General features: G+C 70.6%; 16 protein-coding genes and 1 riboswitch. Of the genes, 8 read left to right on the top strand and 8 right to left on the bottom strand.

Annotated elements, in window-relative coordinates; translation table 11 throughout:
• Positions 1-71 precede the first annotated feature (71 nt).
• Positions 72-1,484, top strand: coding sequence for a DNA polymerase IV (locus tag K3769_RS05020; RefSeq protein ID WP_267025251.1), 1,413 nt, complete (start codon positions 72-74; stop codon positions 1,482-1,484).
• Positions 1,485-1,490: 6 nt separating this feature from the next.
• On the opposite strand, the gene K3769_RS05015 is transcribed toward K3769_RS05020, so the two are convergent.
• Complete coding sequence (locus K3769_RS05015; RefSeq protein WP_267025250.1) at positions 1,491-1,895, bottom strand: PRC-barrel domain-containing protein; 405 nt, start codon at positions 1,893-1,895, stop codon at positions 1,491-1,493.
• A gap of 104 nt (positions 1,896-1,999) precedes the next feature.
• Positions 2,000-2,095: riboswitch (glycine riboswitch) on the top strand.
• A gap of 184 nt (positions 2,096-2,279) precedes the next feature.
• On the opposite strand from K3769_RS05015, the gene gcvP reads away from it, so the two are divergent.
• Positions 2,280-5,165, top strand: a complete 2,886-nt coding sequence (gene gcvP, locus K3769_RS05010; protein ID WP_267025249.1) for an aminomethyl-transferring glycine dehydrogenase — start codon at positions 2,280-2,282, stop codon at positions 5,163-5,165.
• Positions 5,166-5,341: 176 nt separating this feature from the next.
• Here gcvP and K3769_RS05005 read toward each other — a convergent pair whose 3' ends face one another.
• On the bottom strand, positions 5,342-5,545 hold the full coding sequence (locus tag K3769_RS05005; protein WP_282566107.1) for a DUF5999 family protein: 204 nt from the start codon (positions 5,543-5,545) through the stop codon (positions 5,342-5,344).
• 400 nt (positions 5,546-5,945) lie between these two features.
• Positions 5,946-6,536: a hypothetical protein gene (locus K3769_RS05000; protein WP_267025247.1), complete on the bottom strand. Its 591-nt coding sequence runs from the start codon at positions 6,534-6,536 to the stop codon at positions 5,946-5,948.
• A gap of 675 nt (positions 6,537-7,211) precedes the next feature.
• Between K3769_RS05000 and K3769_RS04995 the strand changes: the two genes are divergently transcribed.
• Entirely contained in the window at positions 7,212-8,732 is a 1,521-nt protein-coding gene (locus K3769_RS04995) for a glutamate-cysteine ligase family protein (RefSeq protein ID WP_267025246.1), read from the top strand.
• Positions 8,733-8,754: 22 nt separating this feature from the next.
• Here the strand turns inward: K3769_RS04995 and K3769_RS04990 are convergent, their stop codons facing one another.
• Entirely contained in the window at positions 8,755-10,524 is a 1,770-nt protein-coding gene (locus tag K3769_RS04990; protein ID WP_267025245.1) for a substrate-binding and VWA domain-containing protein, read from the bottom strand.
• A 196-nt stretch (positions 10,525-10,720) separates the two neighbouring features.
• On the opposite strand from K3769_RS04990, the gene K3769_RS04985 reads away from it, so the two are divergent.
• A complete protein-coding gene (locus tag K3769_RS04985; protein WP_372514866.1) occupies positions 10,721-11,545 on the top strand; it encodes a CPBP family intramembrane glutamic endopeptidase in 825 nt (274 codons plus the stop codon).
• A gap of 132 nt (positions 11,546-11,677) precedes the next feature.
• Here K3769_RS04985 and K3769_RS04980 read toward each other — a convergent pair whose 3' ends face one another.
• Positions 11,678-12,496 carry a PhzF family phenazine biosynthesis protein gene (locus tag K3769_RS04980; RefSeq protein WP_267025244.1) on the bottom strand — a complete coding sequence of 273 codons (819 nt, stop codon included), beginning with the start codon at positions 12,494-12,496 and terminating at the stop codon, positions 11,678-11,680.
• A gap of 184 nt (positions 12,497-12,680) precedes the next feature.
• Here K3769_RS04980 and K3769_RS04975 point away from each other — a divergent pair, with 184 nt between their 5' ends.
• Complete coding sequence (locus tag K3769_RS04975) at positions 12,681-13,340, top strand: PadR family transcriptional regulator (RefSeq protein WP_267025243.1); 660 nt, start codon at positions 12,681-12,683, stop codon at positions 13,338-13,340.
• Between the two features lie 132 nt (positions 13,341-13,472).
• Here K3769_RS04975 and K3769_RS04970 read toward each other — a convergent pair whose 3' ends face one another.
• Both K3769_RS04970 and K3769_RS04965 read right to left on the bottom strand, forming a co-directional pair.
• The gene (locus tag K3769_RS04970; RefSeq protein ID WP_267025242.1) at positions 13,473-13,901 is read right to left on the bottom strand and encodes a type II toxin-antitoxin system Rv0910 family toxin; all 429 of its coding nucleotides are present in this window, start codon (positions 13,899-13,901) and stop codon (positions 13,473-13,475) included.
• A 106-nt stretch (positions 13,902-14,007) separates the two neighbouring features.
• Entirely contained in the window at positions 14,008-14,175 is a 168-nt protein-coding gene (locus tag K3769_RS04965; protein ID WP_267025241.1) for a hypothetical protein, read from the bottom strand.
• A gap of 220 nt (positions 14,176-14,395) precedes the next feature.
• Between K3769_RS04965 and K3769_RS04960 the strand changes: the two genes are divergently transcribed.
• A complete protein-coding gene (locus tag K3769_RS04960) occupies positions 14,396-14,962 on the top strand; it encodes a Clp protease N-terminal domain-containing protein (protein WP_372514865.1) in 567 nt (188 codons plus the stop codon).
• A 125-nt stretch (positions 14,963-15,087) separates the two neighbouring features.
• Positions 15,088-16,173, top strand: a complete 1,086-nt coding sequence (locus K3769_RS04955; protein ID WP_267025239.1) for an EamA family transporter — start codon at positions 15,088-15,090, stop codon at positions 16,171-16,173.
• Positions 16,174-16,250: 77 nt separating this feature from the next.
• Here K3769_RS04955 and K3769_RS04950 read toward each other — a convergent pair whose 3' ends face one another.
• Positions 16,251-16,928 (bottom strand): pyridoxamine 5'-phosphate oxidase family protein, encoded by a 678-nt coding sequence (locus tag K3769_RS04950; protein ID WP_267025238.1) that lies wholly within the window; start codon positions 16,926-16,928, stop codon positions 16,251-16,253.
• 104 nt (positions 16,929-17,032) lie between these two features.
• On the opposite strand from K3769_RS04950, the gene K3769_RS04945 reads away from it, so the two are divergent.
• The gene (locus K3769_RS04945; protein WP_267025237.1) at positions 17,033-18,364 is read left to right on the top strand and encodes an aminotransferase class I/II-fold pyridoxal phosphate-dependent enzyme; all 1,332 of its coding nucleotides are present in this window, start codon (positions 17,033-17,035) and stop codon (positions 18,362-18,364) included.
• Positions 18,365-18,436 lie beyond the last annotated feature (72 nt).

Here is an 18,436-nt window from a genome sequence, read left to right as displayed (position 1 = left end):
CCGGCGGTTCCGCGGCGCTCCGTGGGCGGTGGCCCGGGGCATTGTCAGTGGCGTAGGGCAGCATCGGACATGTGAGAACCGCGCCCACGATCCTGCATCTCGACATGGATGCCTTCTTCGCCTCGGCGGAGCAGGCGTCCAAGCCGAGCCTGCGCGGGAAGGCGGTCGTCGTGGGCGGCCTCGGACCGCGTGGCGTGGTCTCCACCTGCTCGTACGAGGCGCGGGTCTTCGGGGTTCATTCGGCGATGCCGATGGCGCAGGCCCGCCGCCTGGCGCCGAACGCCGCGTATCTCGTACCGCGCTTCGGTCTGTACCGGCAGATCAGCGAGCAGGTGATGGGGCTGCTGCGGGAGTTGTCGCCGCTGGTGGAGCCGTTGAGCCTGGACGAGGCGTTCGTGGATCTGGAGGCCGGGGGGACCGCCTGGGACGAGGCGTCGGCGTTGCTGGCCGGGAAGAGACTGCGCGACGACATCCGGGCCGTCACCGGGCTGACCGGGTCCGTGGGGCTCGCGGCCTGCAAGATGCTCGCGAAGATCGCCTCCGAGCAGGCCAAGCCGGACGGGCTCGTGCTCATAGAGCCGGGCACCGAGCGGGCGCTGCTCGCGCCGATGCCGGTGCGGATCCTGCCGGGTGTGGGGCCGGCCACCGGCGACCATCTGCGGCGGGGCGGGATCAACACCGTGGGGGAGATCGCGGAGGCGGGCGAGGACGAGCTCGTACGGCTGCTGGGGAAGGCCCATGGCCTCGCCCTGTACGCGATGGCGCTGGCCCATGACGAGCGGCCCGTGGTGGCCGAGCGGGACACCAAGTCGGTGTCCGTCGAGGACACGTACGACGTGGACATCCATGACCGGGTGCGGGTGCGCATGGAGGTGCAGCGGCTCGCGGACCGGTGTGTCCAGCGGTTGCGGGGGGCGCAGCTGTCCGGGCGGACGATCGTGCTCAAGGTGCGGCGGTACGACTTCTCGACGCTGACGCGGTCGGAGACGTTGCGGGGGCCGACGGACGACCCGGCCGTGGTGCGGGAGGCCGCGGCGCGGCTGCTGGAGGCGGTGGACACCACGGGGGGTGTGCGGTTGCTGGGGGTCGGGGTGACCGGGCTCGCCGACTACACGCAGGAGGACCTCTTCGCGCAGGCCCAGGCCCAGGCCCAGGCTGAGGCCGAGGCGCAGGCCGCTGCCGATGGGGAGCCGGAGGGGCTCGGGGCGGAGCCGGTGGCGGCGGAGGAGGCGGTCGAGGAGCCGGAGCCGGTGGTGGAGCGGCAGTGGCGGGCGGGGCACGATGTTCGGCATGTCGAGTTCGGGCACGGGTGGGTGCAGGGGAGCGGGCTGGGGAGGGTGACCGTGCGGTTCGAGACACCGGATTCCGCGCCGGGGCGGGTGAAGACGTTTCGGGTCGACGATCCCGGGTTGGAGGGGGCGGAGCCGTTGCCTCTGGTTGCGCCCCCTGTGGGTGAAGGGTTGCGCCGTTCCCCGCGCCCCTGAAAGACCTTAAAGATCGCGCCGTTCCCCGCGCCCCTTGAGGGTGGGGTCCTCCTTCGTGGCCAGGCGGCCGAAGTCCCTGTCCGGGAAAGGGGGCGGGGGCGCGACGTCCAGGCCGTAGTGGTGGTAGAGCTGCAGTTCTTGCTCGGGGGAGAGGTGGCGGCCTACGCCGAAGTCGGGGGCGTCCTTGATCAGGGAGCGTTCGAAGGGGACGTGCAGGGATTCGGCGATCACTTCGCTGGGCTCCAGGGGGACGAAGGCGTCCCGGCTGAACAGACCGGTTCGTATGGCGGCCCACTCCGGTGCGCCGGTCGCGTCGTCGAGGTAGACCTCGTCGACGGTGCCGATCCTCGTGCCGTTGCGGTCGAACGCCTTGCGGCCTATCAGGTTGCGCGGATCGATGTCGGTCTGCACGGGCCCTCCAGCTGCTCGCAACTCATCCGTAAGCACTACGAAAGAGCACTTTGAGGTGACCGGCCACTTGAGGGAACCCCGCTGGTAGGCTGGGCGACGGCTGCTGACCCCGTGCGGGAGAGTCCTCCAGGCTTCATCGGAGGCGCCGAAGGAGCAAATCCTCCCCGGAATCTCTCAGGCACACGTACCGCATGGACGAGGTCACTCTGGAAAGCAGAGGGGTGTTCGAGTATTCGACGGGCTCCGCTCTCACCGACGGTGAAAGCCGGTGCGCCCTCACGGCGGACCGGTGAAGCTCTCAGGTCGAGATGACAGAGGGGGAGGCCGTTCGGGCACCCGCACTGTGGTGCCCCTCGAAGGTCGTCAGACCAGGAGGCCTCCGCAATGACCGCCCAACGTATTCCGCTCTCCGAGCTCGAACAGGGAATCCCCTTCGAGCAGCGTCACATCGGGCCCGACTCCGAGGCCCGCGCCAAGATGCTCGCGCAGGTGGGGTACGGCTCGCTCGACGAGCTGACGGCCGCCGCGGTACCGGATGTGATCAAGAACGCCGACGCGCTCGAACTGCCGGGCGCCCGCACCGAGGCCGAGGTACAGGCCGAGCTGCGTTCCCTCGCGGATCGCAACGAGGTGCTGGGCTCGATGATCGGGCTCGGCTACTACGGCACATTCACGCCGCCCGTCATTCTGCGCAATGTCATGGAGAGCCCGGCCTGGTACACGGCGTACACGCCCTATCAGCCCGAGATCTCGCAGGGGCGCCTCGAGGCCCTGCTGAACTTCCAGACCATGGTCGCCGAGCTGACCGGACTGCCGACCTCCGGGGCCTCGCTGCTCGACGAGGGCACGGCCGCCGCCGAGGCCATGGCGCTGTCGCGGCGCATGGGGAAGAACAAGAAGGGCCTCTTCCTGATCGACGCGGACACCATGCCGCAGACGATCGCGGTGATACGGACCCGTGCCGAGCCCACCGGCGTCGAGGTCGTCGTCGCCGACCTCGCCGAGGGCATCCCCGAGGAGCTCGCCGGGCGTGAGATCAACGGCGTGCTCGTCCAGTACCCCGGTGCCTCCGGTGCCGTACGGGACCTGAAGCCCGTGATCGAGCGCGCGCACGAGCTGGGCGCGGTCGTCACCGTCGCCGCCGACCTGCTCGCCCTGACGCTGCTCACCTCGCCCGGCGAGCTGGGCGCCGACATCGCCGTCGGTACGACCCAGCGCTTCGGTGTGCCGATGGGCTTCGGCGGGCCGCACGCCGGATACATGGCCGTACGGGAGAACTTCGCGCGCAGCCTGCCCGGGCGGCTCGTCGGTGTCTCGGTCGACGCCGACGGCAACAAGGCGTACCGCCTGGCCCTGCAGACGCGTGAGCAGCACATCCGCCGTGAGAAGGCGACCAGCAACATCTGCACGGCCCAGGTCCTGCTCGCCGTGATGGCCGGGATGTACGCCGTCTATCACGGCCCCGAGGGACTGAAGGGCATCGCCCGGCGTACCCACCGGTACGCCACGATCCTCGCCGCGGGTCTGACGGCGGGCGGGGTCGAGGTCGTCCACGAGGCGTACTTCGACACCCTCACCGTGCGGGTGCCGGGCCGGGCAGCGGAGGTGCTGGCCGCCGCCCGTCAGGGTGGGGTCAACCTCCACCTCGTGGACGCGGACCACCTCTCCCTCTCCTGCGACGAGACGACCACGCGGGCCCAGCTGGGTGTCGTCTGGTCGGCGTTCGGCGTCGACGGCGATGTGACCGCGCTGGACGGAACGGCCGAGGACACGCTGCCGGCCGCGCTGCTGCGCACGGACGAGTACCTCACGCACCCGGTCTTCCACCAGTACCGCTCGGAGACCGCGATGCTGCGCTACCTGCGCCGGCTCGCCGACCGCGACTACGCGCTCGACCGGGGCATGATCCCGCTCGGCTCGTGCACCATGAAGCTGAACGCGACGACCGAGATGGAGCCGGTCACCTGGCCCGAGTTCGGGCAGCTGCACCCCTTCGCGCCCGCCGAGCAGGCACAGGGCTACCTCACGCTCATCCGTGAGCTGGAGGAGCGGCTCGCCGAGGTGACGGGCTACGACAACGTCTCGCTCCAGCCCAACGCCGGTTCGCAGGGCGAGCTGGCCGGGCTGCTGGCCGTCCGCGGATACCACCGGGCCAACGGCGACGAGCAGCGCACGGTCTGCCTCATCCCGTCGTCCGCGCACGGCACGAACGCCGCGAGCGCGGTGATGGCGGGGATGAAGGTCGTCGTCGTGAAGACCGCCGAGGACGGCGAGATCGACGTCGAGGACCTGCGGGCCAAGATCGAGCAGCACCGTGACGAGCTGTCCGTGCTGATGATCACGTACCCCTCGACCCATGGGGTGTTCGAGGAGCACGTCGCCGACATCTGCGCGCAGGTGCACGAGGCGGGCGGGCAGGTCTACGTGGACGGCGCCAACCTCAACGCGCTGGTGGGGCTCGCCAAGCCGGGGCACTTCGGTGGCGACGTCTCGCACCTCAACCTGCACAAGACCTTCTGCATCCCGCACGGCGGCGGCGGTCCGGGCGTCGGCCCGGTCGGAGTGCGCGCGCACCTGGCGCCGTACCTGCCGAACCACCCGCTGCAGCCCGCCGCGGGGCCGGAGACGGGCGTGGGCCCGGTCTCGGCGGCTCCCTGGGGCTCCGCGGGCATCCTGCCCATCTCATGGGCGTACGTCAGGCTCATGGGCGGCGAAGGGCTCAAGCGGGCCACGCAGGTCGCCGTGCTCAGCGCCAACTACGTGGCCAAGCGGCTGGAGCCGCACTTCCCGGTCCTCTACACCGGTCCCGGCGGGCTCGTGGCGCACGAGTGCATCATCGACCTCCGGCCGCTCACCAAGGCGACCGGTGTAAGCGTCGACGACGTCGCCAAGCGGCTCATCGACTACGGCTTCCACGCGCCGACGATGTCGTTCCCGGTGGCCGGCACGCTGATGATCGAGCCCACCGAGAGCGAGGACCTGGCCGAACTCGACCGGTTCTGCGACGCGATGATCGCCGTTCGCGCGGAGATCGAGAAGGTCGGCTCGGGCGAGTGGGCCGCGGACGACAACCCGCTGCGCAACGCCCCGCACACGGCGGGCGCGCTCGGCGGCACGTGGGAGCACGGGTACAGCCGCGAGGAGGCCGTGTTCCCGGCCGGGGTCTCGGCCGCCGACAAGTACTGGCCGCCGGTGCGGCGGATCGACCAGGCGTACGGCGACCGCAACCTGGTCTGCTCGTGCCCGCCGTTGGACGCTTACGAGGACTGATGGACGCTTACGAGGACTGATGGACGCTTACGAGGACTGATGGACGCCTACGAGGACTGAGGCGCGGGCAGCGGTCGCCGTCGGACATGCGTCGGGGCCGGTTCCGGGAGTGCTTCCCGGAACCGGCCCCGCTGCCGTTCCCGTTCTCCGTGCCGAGCCGTGCCGAGCCGTGCCGCTCAGGCCGCGGTCATCACATCAAGGGCCGGCGGCCGGTGCGGCGCGATGATCCGGCCGTCCGGCAGAAGCTCACCGGTGTCCTCGAAGAGCAGGACGCCGTTGCACAGCAGGCTCCATCCCTGTTCCGGGTGGTGCGCCACGAGGAGCGCTGCCTCCCGGTCGGCGGAGTCGGCTGTCGGGCACGGTCGCTGGTGCTGGCACATTGATGGGATCTTTCGCTTCGGTGTGAGGTCGGTGTTCGATGTGTTGTCTGTTCCGCGGCTCGAACCGGTGTCCATGGCCGCCCCCCGTTTGTCAGATGGTCCGGAACCCAGTGTTGCCCTATGGGCGTCAATCCGCAGGGATTTGGCGCCAGCGCTCCTCACAGGTTGATGACGCATCACCCGTGCGGACGGTTCATCCCAACTGGGGTGTCCCTTCGGGTGGTTCGCAATGGTCGGATGGGGCTAGTCCGGACGGGCCGGGAGTGCGCTGCGCTGCGCACGTGTCACTCCGAGCGACGCCCTCCCCGCGTACTCCCGTGCCCTCTTCACTGGTCGGCGCGCACAGCGATGTGCCCCGCGGCCGGGATGGTGGCCGCGGGGCAGGAGGAGAGGGGTGCGCTCAGGCGGGTGAGCCGAGCAGCGGAGTGGCCGCGGGTGCCAGCCGGTGGGTCAGTACGGGCAGCAGTTCGGCCACGCGGTGCGGGCGGTGGGCGGCGATTCCGGGCGGGGCGGGGGCCAGTGGCACCAGCAGGTCGGTGGCGGCGAGGTGCCCCTGGGTGCCGTCGGTGCTGAAGTCGCCGTGCAGCCAGAGTGTGAGCATGTAGAGCTCGGGTACCGAGAGCAGGCGTGGCTGGTACGACCCCGGCATCGTCTCCGCCTGGCGCAGGGCTCGTTCGGTGGCGGTGACGTACGGCCCTTCGAAGAAGTGGGAGAAAGCCCAGCCGTCGGGCGTCAGCCTGGTCTCGGCCGCCGCCACCGCGCGTTCGTGGCAGCGAATGAGGAAGCGCCATCCGGCGAGCCGGGTGGCCGAGGTGCCCGCCGGGGTGATTCGGTCGAGTACGTGGACGGGCAGGGGGAGTTCGGCGGTGAGGGGTCCCTGTGTGTCGCGGAGGGACGGGGTACGGGCTTCACGGACCGCGGTCGGGGAACCGAGGGCTGTGAGGACGGCGCGAGATGCCGGCGCGGGAGCCGGAGGGATGTGCAGCGGCATGGTGGATCGCCTCTCATTCGACAGGCATGGTGGCGCAGGGGCGGGGGCGGACGGCGTTGTCAGCTCTCGGGGTCAAAGGTGCGGGGGCACAGTGCCTGTCGCCGAAGTGATGCCTGCCGCGCGGTGTCCGGCACGCATGCTCGCCGAGAGGCCGGAGGGGTCCCGTAACCTCGCCCGGCTACAGGATCCTTCCGGTGACTTTGCGATCGCACGCACAGGACGCCGCACGGGCCGCCCTTCGGGATGACGCCGTCACCTCGACGACAGGCCCTGCGACCACGAGCGCCAACTCTCTGCCTCGTTCGCGGAGTTTATACGACACGTGTTCAGGCCGTGTTTCGGCTAGCTGCTCCACGCATTAAGCGCAAGAGACAATTAGGTCGCCGATACGTGTGTTTCATCCTGGTTCTCGGCGGGTACCCGATCGTGACCTCGGAATACTCTTCCGGAGTGGACGGCCGGTTCTCGTCGGCGTTTTTTACGACTGGATCGACCGTCAAGAAAAATTCGGTGCCTCATGCCTAGTGAATGTGCCCGAAGAGAGCTGAGTCCAGAGTAGAGCCCGGGGGGGCAGGTCCGGGGCGTTATCGATCACATTGCCTGGGCATCATCCCTCGTGACCCGGGACACCAGCGGCCGGTTCTTCGGGCGGCCCAGTCGAGGAAGGAAGCTTCGATGGGGGAGAAGGTCGTGGCGGGGACAATCGGGTTGTCCGACCGCCGACGGTACCGAGAGAAGCATCAGCAGTGCCTGGAGGGGCTGGCGCGGTTGCTGGCGGAGGAGCGGTTCGACCGCCCCAAGAATCTCATGGGTCTGGAGATCGAGCTGAATCTCGCAGGACCCGACGGCATGCCGCGAATGATGAATGCGCAAGTACTCGAACGTATCGCCAGTCGCGATTTCCAAACAGAACTCGCCATGTTCAATCTGGAAGTCAACATCGCTCCCCACCGGCTCGAAGGAAGGGTATTCGACCGGCTCGCGGAGGAACTGCGCACCTCTCTCGCATACGCCCACCGGAAGGCTAACGAGGTCGATGCCGGAATCGTGATGATCGGTATTCTGCCGACACTGGCCCGTGACGACCTGGTTTCCGCGAACCTTTCGGACGCGGACCGCTACACACTGCTCAACGACCAGATCGTCGCGGCCCGCGGTGAGGACTTCACCCTCGACATCGAGGGCGTGGAGCGGCTCAGGTGCACGTCGGCGTCCATCGCGCCCGAAGCGGCCTGTACGTCTGTGCAGTTGCATTTGCAGGTCACACCGGACCGGTTCGCCGATGTGTGGAACGCCGCGCAGACCGCGGCGGCCGCACAGATCGTCGTGGGCGCCAATTCGCCGTTCCTCTTCGGCCGTGAGCTGTGGCGCGAGTCCCGGCCGCCGCTGTTCCAGCAGTCCACCGACACGCGCCCGCCCGAGCTGCAGGCGCAGGGGGTCCGGCCGCGTACCTGGTTCGGCGAACGGTGGATCTCCTCGGCGTACGACCTCTTCGAGGAGAATCTGCGTTTCTTTCCTCCCCTGTTGCCGTTGCGGGACGAGGAGGATCCGCTGCGCGTCCTCGACGAGGGCGGCATACCGAAGCTCGCCGAACTCGTGCTCCACAACGGCACCGTCTACCGCTGGAACCGCCCGGTGTACGGCATCGACGACGGCGTGCCGCATCTGCGGGTCGAGAACCGTGTGCTGCCCGCGGGTCCCACGGTGGTCGACGTCGTCGCCAACACGGTCTTCTACTACGGGCTCGTGCGCGCCCTCGCCGCGGAGGCGCGGCCGGTCTGGACACGGCTGCCCTTCGAGGCCGCCGCCGCCAACTTCGACCAGGCCTGCCGGTACGGCATCGACGCACAGCTGGAATGGCCGCGGCACGGCAGGTACGGCGGGGTCACGCGCGTACCCGGGGTGCAGCTGGTGCGCGACGAACTGCTGCCGCTCGCGGCGGCGGGGCTGGACGCGTGGGGTATCGAACCGGCCGACCGGGATTTCTACCTCGGCGTGATCGAGGAGCGGTGCAAGCGGGGCGTCAACGGCGCTTCCTGGCAGTCCCGTACGTTCCACAAGGCTCTGGAGAGCAACATGGGGCGGGACGAGGCGCTGGCCGCCACGACGAAGCGGTACAGCGAGTTGATGCACCTCGGTGAGCCGGTGCACACCTGGCCGGTCGGACTGCCGGAGCCGGCGGTTCCGCTGGGCTGAGGTCCGTCGGGGTGAGGGCGGGTCAGCTCACGTCGCCCGCCTTCACCACCGCCTTCAGGATCACCGCGTGGATCTGGGACGGGTCGGTGACCAGGTGTCCCGAGCCGCCGGTCGCCTCCGCGATCTCGTTCAGCTCCTTCTTGTCGGCCTCCGGGCCCACGGCGATCGCGATCAGGGGCACGGGGCGCTCCGGATCGGCGATCTTGCGCAGTTCGTCCACCAGGTCGGCGCGCGAGATGCTCCCGGGGTCCTGGTTCACCCCGTCGGTCAGCAGCACCAGCGCGTTGAACTTGCCCTTCGTGTAGGAGGCCGCGGCCTCCTTGTACGCGGCCAGCGTGGTGTCGTACAGGCCGGTCGAGCCGTCCTTGACCGGCTTGAGGTCGCTGAAGGCCGCCGACAGCCGGTCGCGTTGTGTGCTGCCGCCCACCTGGTCACCGAGCCGGTCGGTCGGTACGAGGACGCGGTAGTCGCGTTTGCCGTCGATCTTCCTGGAGAACTTCCACAGCCCGATCTCGTCCTCCGGGGTGAACGTGGCCAGGGCCTGGAGCAGCGCCGCCTTGGTCACGTCCATCCGGGACTCGCTGGTGCCCGGCACCGGGTCCGACATGGACGAGGAGGCGTCGACGACCGTGGTGAGGCGGGCACTCTGCACGGTGATGGTCCACATGCCGAGGGCTTCCTCGACCTCCTTGTCCGTGGCCGGCTTCTCGGGCACCTCGCGGTAGGGCTGCGGGGCACGGCCGCCGGCCTCGGCCACCAGCGCGGCCGGGATCTCGTCCTCATCCGTACGGAAGCCGTGCTTCTCCAGGATCCTGCGCCCGTCCCGCTCACCGAGGAGCGTCATGAACCGCAGCGCGGCCCGGCTCTCGTCCGTGGTCAGGTGGGGCTCGTCGACCAGGGCGAACGGATGGTCGAGCCGGGGCGCGCCGTCCTTCGGATAGAAGAGGTCGAGATCGTCGCCGCTGTCCGCCGACTCGTTGTACGCGAACGCCGCCTGCTCGGAGAGGATCAGCGCCTGGTTGCGCTTCGGGTTGCCCTGCTCGGTGCCGGAGAGGTCGCGCGGCAGGGTGTCCAGGACCTGCCTGTCGCTGTCGGAGGTGCGCTGCGAGAGGGCCTTCGCGGTGGCCGCCGCCACGGTGTCGCCGTCCTTCGACCTGCCCGCTGTCTGCGCCAGCTGGGTCAGCGCGAGCAGCCCCGTGGCGCTGCGCGAGGGGTCGCCGCCGCCGAGCTTGAGGCGCTCGCTCGCCATGGTGGCCCCGGCCAGTTCGGTCCACGAGTACGTCTTCCGGGGCCAGCCGAGGGACTTCGCGGCTGACGGGACCATGGCGACACCGATGGGCGAGGAGGCGACGTTGCCCGCCGGTGTCACCGAGATCGACTGGTTGTCGGCCATGACCCGGTCCACCCACACGCCGGAGTCCGGTACCCACGCCTCGAAGTCGGTCGCGCTCCTGCGCTTCGACCGGAGGGCGTCGGCGACCTTGTACGTGTCCTGGGCGGTCACCTGGACGTCGAGACAGCTGCCGTCGGACGTCACGTCGTTGTCCCGGGCGTATGCGGCCGCTTCCTTGAGCGCGGGTGCGATGCCGGGAGCCGCGGCGATCCTCAGCCGTACGGTGCTGTCCCAGCAGGACGAGCCGAAGGAGAGCAGGCCGCCGTCGATCGCGGCCACCGTGCCGCCGGCCAGGATCGTCACCAGGGCGGTCGCGAGCGCCACGTTGCGGTTCCGCATGTGTGACCGGGGGCCGGTGCCGCCCCTGCGCAGCCCGTCGGGCAAGCTGTGACGTCCCATGGCGGTGGTGCCCCTCCCTGATCGAGCCCGGAGCCGTTGAAAGGGTGAGACGGCCGGTCGGAATGGCACAAGGAGAGTGCACTCCGCATGGCGTCCGTCCCTTGACGGCCTGTCACGCACGATCTTCGCAACTTCTTTCGAGACCCTAGCGGGGCGAAGATGGGGATGAGACGGGATTACGGAACTGGAGGCAGGAGTGCAGGTGGGGCAGGGACCGGTGGCCGATTCATTTCCCGGGGGACAACCCGAGGGACAGCCCGACGGACAACCCGGGCGGCGTATCCTCCGCGACGAGACGCTGCTCGTCCTGGGAGTCTCGCTCGGAGCCAGCGGGGTCTCGGCGCTGATCAGCTTCGTCGGCTCGGTCACCAGACCGGGAGGCCTGAAGGACCAGGCGGCCACGCTCAACGCCTCGGCCGCCCCGGGCCGTCCCTGGCTCGATCTGGCGTGGCAGCTCTTCGGGATCGCGTCCGCGCTGGTGCCGGTCGCCCTCGTCGCGCACTTCTTGATCCGTGAGGGCAAGGGGCTGCGCACACTCGGCTTCGACCGTATGCGCCCGTGGTTCGACCTCGCCCGCGGAGCGGGGGTCGCCGCCGTCATCGGCAGCACGGGCATCGCCTTCTATCTGGCGGCGCGCGGCCTCGGGTTCAACCTCACCGTGGTGCCCGAGGCGCTGCCCGAGGTGTGGTGGAAGTACCCGGTACTGATCCTCTCCGCGCTCCAGAACTCGATCCTGGAGGAAGTCATCGTCGTCGGGTACCTGCTGCGCCGCCTCGGCCAGCTGGGCTGGACTCCGCTCACCGCCCTGGTGGCCAGCTCGGTGCTGCGCGGCTCGTACCACCTCTACCAGGGCATCGGCGGCTTCATCGGCAACATGGTGATGGGCGTGGTCTTCGTCTACCTCTACCGCCGGTGGGGGCGGATCGGGCCGCTGGTGGTCGCCCACTCGCTCCTCGACATCGGGGCTTTCGTGGGCTACGCGCTCCTGGCGGGCAAGGTGGGGTGGCTGCCGACGGCTTGAGCGGGGCGTGAGCCCATGCGGGCGGCCCCAGGGGGACAGGGAGGTGCGTACAGGGGGCGTACGTGGCCAGGTGCGGGTATGTCGTGGCTGGCTGCGCAGTTCCCCGCGCCCCTGAGAGGGCGGGTGTGCCGTTCACGCGAGCAGGTTGCCCTCGATCACTGTGACCGCGTGGCCCGAGAGCAGGGTGCGGGTGCCCCGGAGCTGCGTACGGACGTGTCCGGAGCGGGCCGAGGCCTGGCGGCCGGTGAGTTCGGTCCGGCCCAGGCGCTCGGACCAGAACGGGGCGAGGGCCGTGTGGGCGCTGCCGGTGACCGGGTCCTCGTCGATGCCGATGTTCGGGAAGAAGCAGCGGGACACGAAGTCGTAGCCGCGGGAGGCGTCCTCGGCGCGGGCCGTGGCGATGATGCCGCGCTCGGAGTAGCGGCCCAGGGACACGGTGTCCGGGTCCAGGCCCAGGACCGTCTTCTCGTCGGCGAGTTCGACGAGCAGGTCACCGAGGTCCGGGCCGGTGTCATGGACGGAGAGGGGCTCGGCGCCCAGGGCCTCGGCCACACCCGCCGGGGCCTCGACCGCGGTGAGCCGGGCGGTCGGGAAGTCCAGCGTGAGGGAGCCGTCGTCCTCCGGGGTCGCGATGAGCACACCGCTCTTCGTCGCGAACCGTACGGGCCCCTGCACGGCCCCTGTGGAGACCAGCACATGGGCGGTGGCCAGCGTGGCGTGGCCGCACAGCGCGACCTCGGCGGCGGGGGTGAACCAGCGCAGCGCCCAGTCGGCCTCACCTCCCTCGGGAAGTGGGTGGGCGAAGGCCGTCTCGGCGTGGTTGACCTCCAGGGCCACGTTCTGCAGCCAGGCGTCGTCCGGGAAGGACGACGAGGCGTCGAGGAGGAGGACCCCGGCCGGATTGCCGGCGAAGGGGCGGTCGGTGAAGGCGTCGACGATACGAATCCGCATGCGCCAGACGGTAGGCGCTGCTCACGGGCGTGGGCCAAGGCCAATCCGGGGCGGGCGGCCCCTCTTCCGCCGGTCCGCTGGTGGCTCACCGCCGGTCTTCTGTCGGTCGGGCCTTGCCGAACGAACACTTCCGATATATCGTTGACGCATCGCGACAGATCAACGATGGAATGGAGTGATGGCGATGCGTTCCCATGGAGAGGAATACGGACCGGGGTTCGGCCCCGGTCATGGATACGGCCGTGGACGCGGCAGGGGTGGCCCCGGCGGCCCCGGCGGTCCCGGTGAAGGCGGCTTCGAAGGCCGCCGTGGGGCTTTCGGTCCCTTCGGCCCCGGCTTCGGTGGTCCCGGCTTCGGTCCCGGCCCCTGGGGCGGGCGCGGAGGCCGGGGCGGACCGCGCGGCAGGGCGCGCCGCGGCGATGTGCGCGCCTCGATCCTCGCTCTGCTCAAGGACCGTCCCATGCACGGCTACGAGATGATCCAGGAGATCGCCGAGCGCAGCGGCGGGGCGTGGAAGCCCAGTCCCGGCTCGGTCTACCCCACCCTCCAGCTACTGGAGGACGAGGGCCTGATCAGCAGTGCGACCGAGGGCGGCAAGAAGCTGTTCTCGCTGACCGAGGAAGGCCGCGTCGCCGCCGACGAGGGCGCGGACGCGCCCTGGGAGGACGCGGGGCGCGGGGTCGACTGGGAGGCGCTGAGCGACATCCGGCAGGCCGGCTTCGGTCTGATGGAGGCGTTCGGGCAGGTCTGGAAGACCGGCAGCAAGGAGCAGCGCGAGAAGGCGCTGGCCGTCATCAACGAATCGCGCAAGAAGCTGTATCTGATCCTCGCCGACGAGGACTGATGCGACATCCGGCCGAACGGGCCGTGACAAGGGGGGTGCCTCGACTTCGAGGTACCCCCCACCCAGGTGGCGGGGGGACCGAGTGGGGGCTGCGTGCGTGTGGAAATGTGTGTGGGGCTGGCGGGGGGTCCTTCAGGAGACGAGCCCGCTGAGTTTGCGCAGGGACTCGTTGAGGGCCGCGGTCGCCGAGTCCTTGAGCTTGCCCGCCATCAGTGAGACGGCGGCGCCCGTGAACTCGCCGTCGATACGGACCGTGGTGGCCTCCCCTTCCGGGCGCAGGGTGTAGCGCGTGGCGACCGTCACGGACATGGGCCCCTTGCCGCGGATCGCGAACGTACGGGCCGTCTCCAGCTCCTCGATGGTCCAGTTGACCTCGGCCGGGAAACCCATGAGCCTCATGTTCTCCTCGAAGGTGCCGCCTACTTCGAGGGTCTCGGGGCCGCCCTTGGGGAAGCTGGTGTGGGTGGAGTTCCACTCGCCGTACGAGGAGAAGTCCGTGAGCTGCGCCCAGACCTTCTCGGCGGGCGCCTCGATCCGTGCTTCCGCGCTGACTTCGGCCATGCGGCCACCCCCTGGTCTCGGGCGCTGCGCCGGGCGCAGCTGGCTACGGTGTCGCGGAACGTAGCCGCAGAGCCGTGAACATTCAATACTGATGAACCGTCAGGTCTCAGCCCGGCCGCCATATCACCGCCGCGTCGAACAGGTCCCACGCGCGCGGGAAGGGCCCTTCGTCGTGGCAGTGCCACGCCTCCCAGAACAGGTCGGCGAGCAGTGCGTCCTCGGGTGCGTGCACCCGGTACACATACTGTCTGCCGTCCACCGACGGCAGAGCCACCAGCCAGCACCTGCTCTCCATGCTTCTGGGGACGAGCGCCGGAGCGCCGCGGTTGCGCAAGGGGCGCGGGGCAAAGCGGCGCGCGCTCCTCCTTACGGAAGACAGGGTGATGTCATCCGTAAGGAGGAGGAGCCGGACAGCGGTGCCCACCCTGTGTCGGACGCGGAAATGCTTCCCCGCGCGGATGACCGGATGCCGACGGGCTGATGAGGTGGGAGACGTGCAACACCGTATTCCCCACAGTCCCCACCAGCAGGCCGCCGAGCGCGGTCCGGTGGGCCCCGATGCCGAGGCCCACCTCAGTGCCGAGCTGGCGGCGATGGTCGCGAGCGCGCGCAGAAGGGCGGTGCGGGACGGTGACCGGCAGATCGACACGGCGCACCTGCTGCATACGCTCCTGGAGTCGGACCCCGAGGTGCGTGAGGCCTTCGGGAGCGGTCCCCAGGTCGCCCGGCTGCTCGGCTACCTCGTCCAGCGCAGCATCGGCTACGGGCTCCGGTGGCAGAGTTCCGTCGAGGACTCCGGTGCCCTGCCGACGGTGACCGGAGAGGGGTGGTCGCCGGTGGCGGCCGGCGTCATGGAGACCGCGTACGAACGTGCCGTGCGGCGGGGTGACGCGTTCGCGGACGGCGTCGACCTGCTCGCCGCACTCGCCTCCGAACCCGGGTCACGGGCCGTGGAAGTGCTGGGGCGCGCTGGGGTCGAGGTGCGGGAGCTGCTGGAGAGCCTGGAACGCCTGGAGCGCCCGAGGGGTTTGGCGGAGCGGGGCCGGGGGCTCGAAGCCTGAGCGCGGTGCTGTGAAGGGCTCGGCGCGCGGAACGCGGCTGCGAACGGGCGTGCGGTCGTTGAGGCGGTCCAGTCGTTGAGACAGGTGTCAACGGGGGTGACGCTCATGTCGTCGCCTGTCATCATGTGCCGGTGCATACGTCAGAGATCAGCAGGGGCAACCGTGGCAGAGGCGTCGGGCTGGGGCTCGCGCTCGGGTCGGCGGTCGCCTTCGGGGGTTCGGGCGTCGCCGCCAAACCGCTGATCGAGGCAGGCCTCGATCCCCTGCACGTAGTCTGGCTGCGTGTCGCGGGCGCCGCACTGGTCATGCTGCCGCTGGCCGTACGCCACCGGCGTCTCGTGCGTGAGCGCCCCGCGCTGCTCGCCGGGTTCGGACTGCTGGCCGTCGCCGGCGTCCAGGCCTGCTACTTCGCCTCCATCTCCCGCATACCCGTCGGCGTCGCACTGCTCGTCGAGTACCTCGCGCCCGCGCTGGTCCTCGGCTGGGTGCGGTTCGTGCAGCGCCGGCCCGTCACCCGTGCCGCGGCCCTCGGAGTCGTCCTCGCCGTCGGCGGTCTCGCCTGCGTCGTCGAAGTGTGGGCGGGGCTGAGCTTCGACGTCCTCGGACTGCTGCTGGCGCTCGGCGCCGCGTGCTGCCAGGTGGGTTACTTCGTCCTGTCCGACCAGGGCGGCGACGCGGGGGAGGCGGCGCCGGCGCCGCTCGGCGTCATCGCGTACGGGTTGCTCGTCGGCGCGTTCGTCCTGACGCTCGTGGCGCGGCCCTGGGGCATGGACTGGTCGGTCCTCGGAGGCGGTGCGGACCTGGATGGGACGACCGTGGCCGCCTCGCTGCTCCTGGGGTGGATCGTGTTGATCGCGACGGTCGTCGCCTACGTGACCGGCGTCCTCTCGGTGCGCAGGCTCTCGCCCCAGGTGGCCGGGGTCGTGGCATGCCTGGAGGCGGTCATCGCGACCGTGCTCGCCTGGGTGCTGCTCGGGGAGCATCTCTCGGCGCCCCAGATCATCGGCGGGGCGGTGGTGCTGTGCGGCGCCTTCATCGCGCAGACGTCCGCGCCCGCCAAGGGGTCACAGACTCCGGTGGCGCACGGAGTGGGCGGAGTGGACGGAAGGGATGGCAGGGGCGGAGCCGATCGAGCGGGTGGCTCGGGCGGCTCGGGTGACTCGCACGGTGTCGAGGGGGAGCGGCTGTCCGGGCGGGGTACCGCCGGTTAGAGGGGCTGTCCGGAGTGACGCGGCCGGCCGTGCGGACCCACCCCTCGTCGTGGGGCGGGTCCCGGGACGTACGGGTGTCAGAGGGACGTCAGGTAGGCCGGTACCGCTATGCCCGGAGCCAGGTCGTCGGCGGGGACGGGGGTTCCGTGGCTCGTGCGGACGGGGAGCACTCCGGTCCAGTGGGGCAGGCCGAGGTCCTCGGGCTCGTCGTTCGGGCCGCCGGTGCGCAGCTTGGCCGAGACCTCGTCCAGGTCGAGCCGCAGTACGGAGGTCGCGGCCAGCTCCTTGGCGTTGGCGGCCCGGGAGTCGTGCGAGCGGCCGGGCACCACGTGGTCGACCAGCGCGTCCAGGGCCCGCCGCTTCTCCTCGGGGTCCGTCACCTGCCGGGCCACGCCGTGCACCACCACCGACCGGTAGTTGATCGAGTGGTGGAAGGCCGAGCGGGCCAGCACCAGACCGTCCACGTGGGTGACCGTGAGGCAGACCGGCAGGCCCGGATCGGTCTGCCCCGCCATGCGCAGCGGGCGCGACCCCGTCGAACCGTGCACGTAGAGCCGCTCACCGACCCGTCCGTACAGCGTGGGCAGCACTACGGGTGCCCCGTCGCGGATGAATCCGAGGTGGCAGACGTACCCCTCGTCGAGGATCGAGTGGACCATCTCGTGGTCGTACGCGGCGCGGTCCCGGGAGCGGGTGGGGACCGTGCGGTCGGTCGGGGTGTAGGCGGCGGGGCGCGGGGCGGCCGTCTCCGTCATGGTGCTCTCCAGGTGGGCGTCGTCGGTGCTCGTGCGTCCGCAGGGCGGTGGCGTTCGCCGTGTTCGCCTTGCATTGGGTATTGCACTAGTGCATAGTGTGCTTTGTGCTAGGAGAGTATCGGATCGAAGGCAGGCGTGCAGCCGAGATCGCTGCCAGCGTCGAACGCGCGGTGGGTTCGGGGGAGCTGGAGCCCGGCCAACTGCTGCCCCCTATGAGGGAGTTGGCGTCCCGGCTTGAGGTGAATCCCAATACCGTCGCAGCCGCCTACCGCACCCTGCGCGAACGCGGAGTCATCGAGACCGCGGGCCGGCGCGGCAGCCGGGTGCGTTCCAAGCCTGTGACGACCGCGCGCGAGCTGTCCCGGCCGGACGTCCCGCCCGGCGTACGGAACCTGTCGGACGGCAATCCGGATCCGGCTCTGCTGCCCTCTCTGCGTGCGGCGTTCGCTGCCGCCGCCGAGCTCTCGGACCGCGTACCGACGCTCTACGGAGAGGCCTCCGTGGACCCGGAACTGGCCCGGCTCGCCCGCGCCGACCTGGCCGCGGACGGGGTGCCGGACGGGCCGGTCGTGGTCACCTCGGGCTCACTCGACGGCATCGAGCGGGTACTGGCCGCGCACCTCAGGCCGGGGGACGCGGTCGCGGTGGAGGACCCCGGCTGGCACAGCGTGCTCGACCTCGTCCCGGCGCTGGGGCTGCGGGCCGTGCCCGTGGGGGTCGACGCCGACGGCCCGCTCCCCGACGCCGTACGGGCCGCCCTGGCGGGTGGGGCGCGGGCGCTGATCGTCACCGACCGCGCGCAGAACCCCACCGGCGCCGCGGTGAGTGCCACGCGCGCGCGTGCCCTGCGGGCCGTGCTGGAGCAGTACCCGGAGACCCTGCTCGTCGAGGACGACCACGGGCACCGGATCGTCGACCTGCCCCTGCATCCGCTGGCCGGAGTGACCCGGCACTGGGCCTTCACCCGCTCGGTCGCCAAGGCCTACGGGCCCGATCTGCGGCTGGCCGTGCTGACCGGCGACCCGGTCACCATGGACCGGGTGCAGGGGCGTCAGCGGCTGGGGCCCGGCTGGGTCAGCAGGTTGCTGCAAGGGGCCGTGGTGCGGCTGTGGTCGAGCGGGGCGGTGGACGCCGCGGCCGTCGCGTCGGCGTACGGGCTTCGGCGGGACGCGCTGATCGGTGCGCTCGCGGCGCGGGGGCTTCAGGCGCAGGGGCGCAGCGGGATGAATGTGTGGGTGCCTGTGCCGGACGAGACCGGGGCCGTGGCGCGGTTGCTGCACAGTGGGTGGGCTGTGGCGGCGGGGGCGCGGTTTCGGGTGGACGCGCCGCCGGGGGTGCGGATCACTGTGTCGACGCTTGCGTTGGGTGAGGTGGGGGTGGTGGCGGATGCGGTTGCGGGGGCGGTGGGGGTGGGGCCTGCGCGGCGGTACGTTTGAGGTGGTGCCGGTGTGCGGGCTTTTCTCGCCCCCGCCGCCCCTACCCTTCCCGTCACTGCATGGGGGCTGCGC

This window comes from Streptomyces ortus, assembly GCF_026341275.1.
GTDB lineage: Bacteria > Actinomycetota > Actinomycetes > Streptomycetales > Streptomycetaceae > Streptomyces > Streptomyces ortus.
This window is presented reverse-complemented; position numbering and strand designations above follow the sequence as displayed.

Excerpts from the sequence above, each read along its gene's own strand:
- gcvP (WP_267025249.1), top strand. The coding sequence starts at position 2,280 with ATGACCGCCCAACGTATTCCGCTCTCCGAGCTCGAACAGGGAATCCCC.
- K3769_RS05005 (WP_282566107.1), bottom strand. The coding sequence starts at position 5,545 with ATGTGCCAGCACCAGCGACCGTGCCCGACAGCCGACTCCGCCGACCGG.
- K3769_RS05000 (WP_267025247.1), bottom strand. The coding sequence starts at position 6,536 with ATGCCGCTGCACATCCCTCCGGCTCCCGCGCCGGCATCTCGCGCCGTC.
- K3769_RS04995 (WP_267025246.1), top strand. The coding sequence starts at position 7,212 with ATGGGGGAGAAGGTCGTGGCGGGGACAATCGGGTTGTCCGACCGCCGA.
- K3769_RS04990 (WP_267025245.1), bottom strand. The coding sequence starts at position 10,524 with ATGGGACGTCACAGCTTGCCCGACGGGCTGCGCAGGGGCGGCACCGGC.
- K3769_RS04980 (WP_267025244.1), bottom strand. The coding sequence starts at position 12,496 with ATGCGGATTCGTATCGTCGACGCCTTCACCGACCGCCCCTTCGCCGGC.
- K3769_RS04975 (WP_267025243.1), top strand. The coding sequence starts at position 12,681 with ATGCGTTCCCATGGAGAGGAATACGGACCGGGGTTCGGCCCCGGTCAT.
- K3769_RS04970 (WP_267025242.1), bottom strand. The coding sequence starts at position 13,901 with ATGGCCGAAGTCAGCGCGGAAGCACGGATCGAGGCGCCCGCCGAGAAG.
- K3769_RS04950 (WP_267025238.1), bottom strand. The coding sequence starts at position 16,928 with ATGACGGAGACGGCCGCCCCGCGCCCCGCCGCCTACACCCCGACCGAC.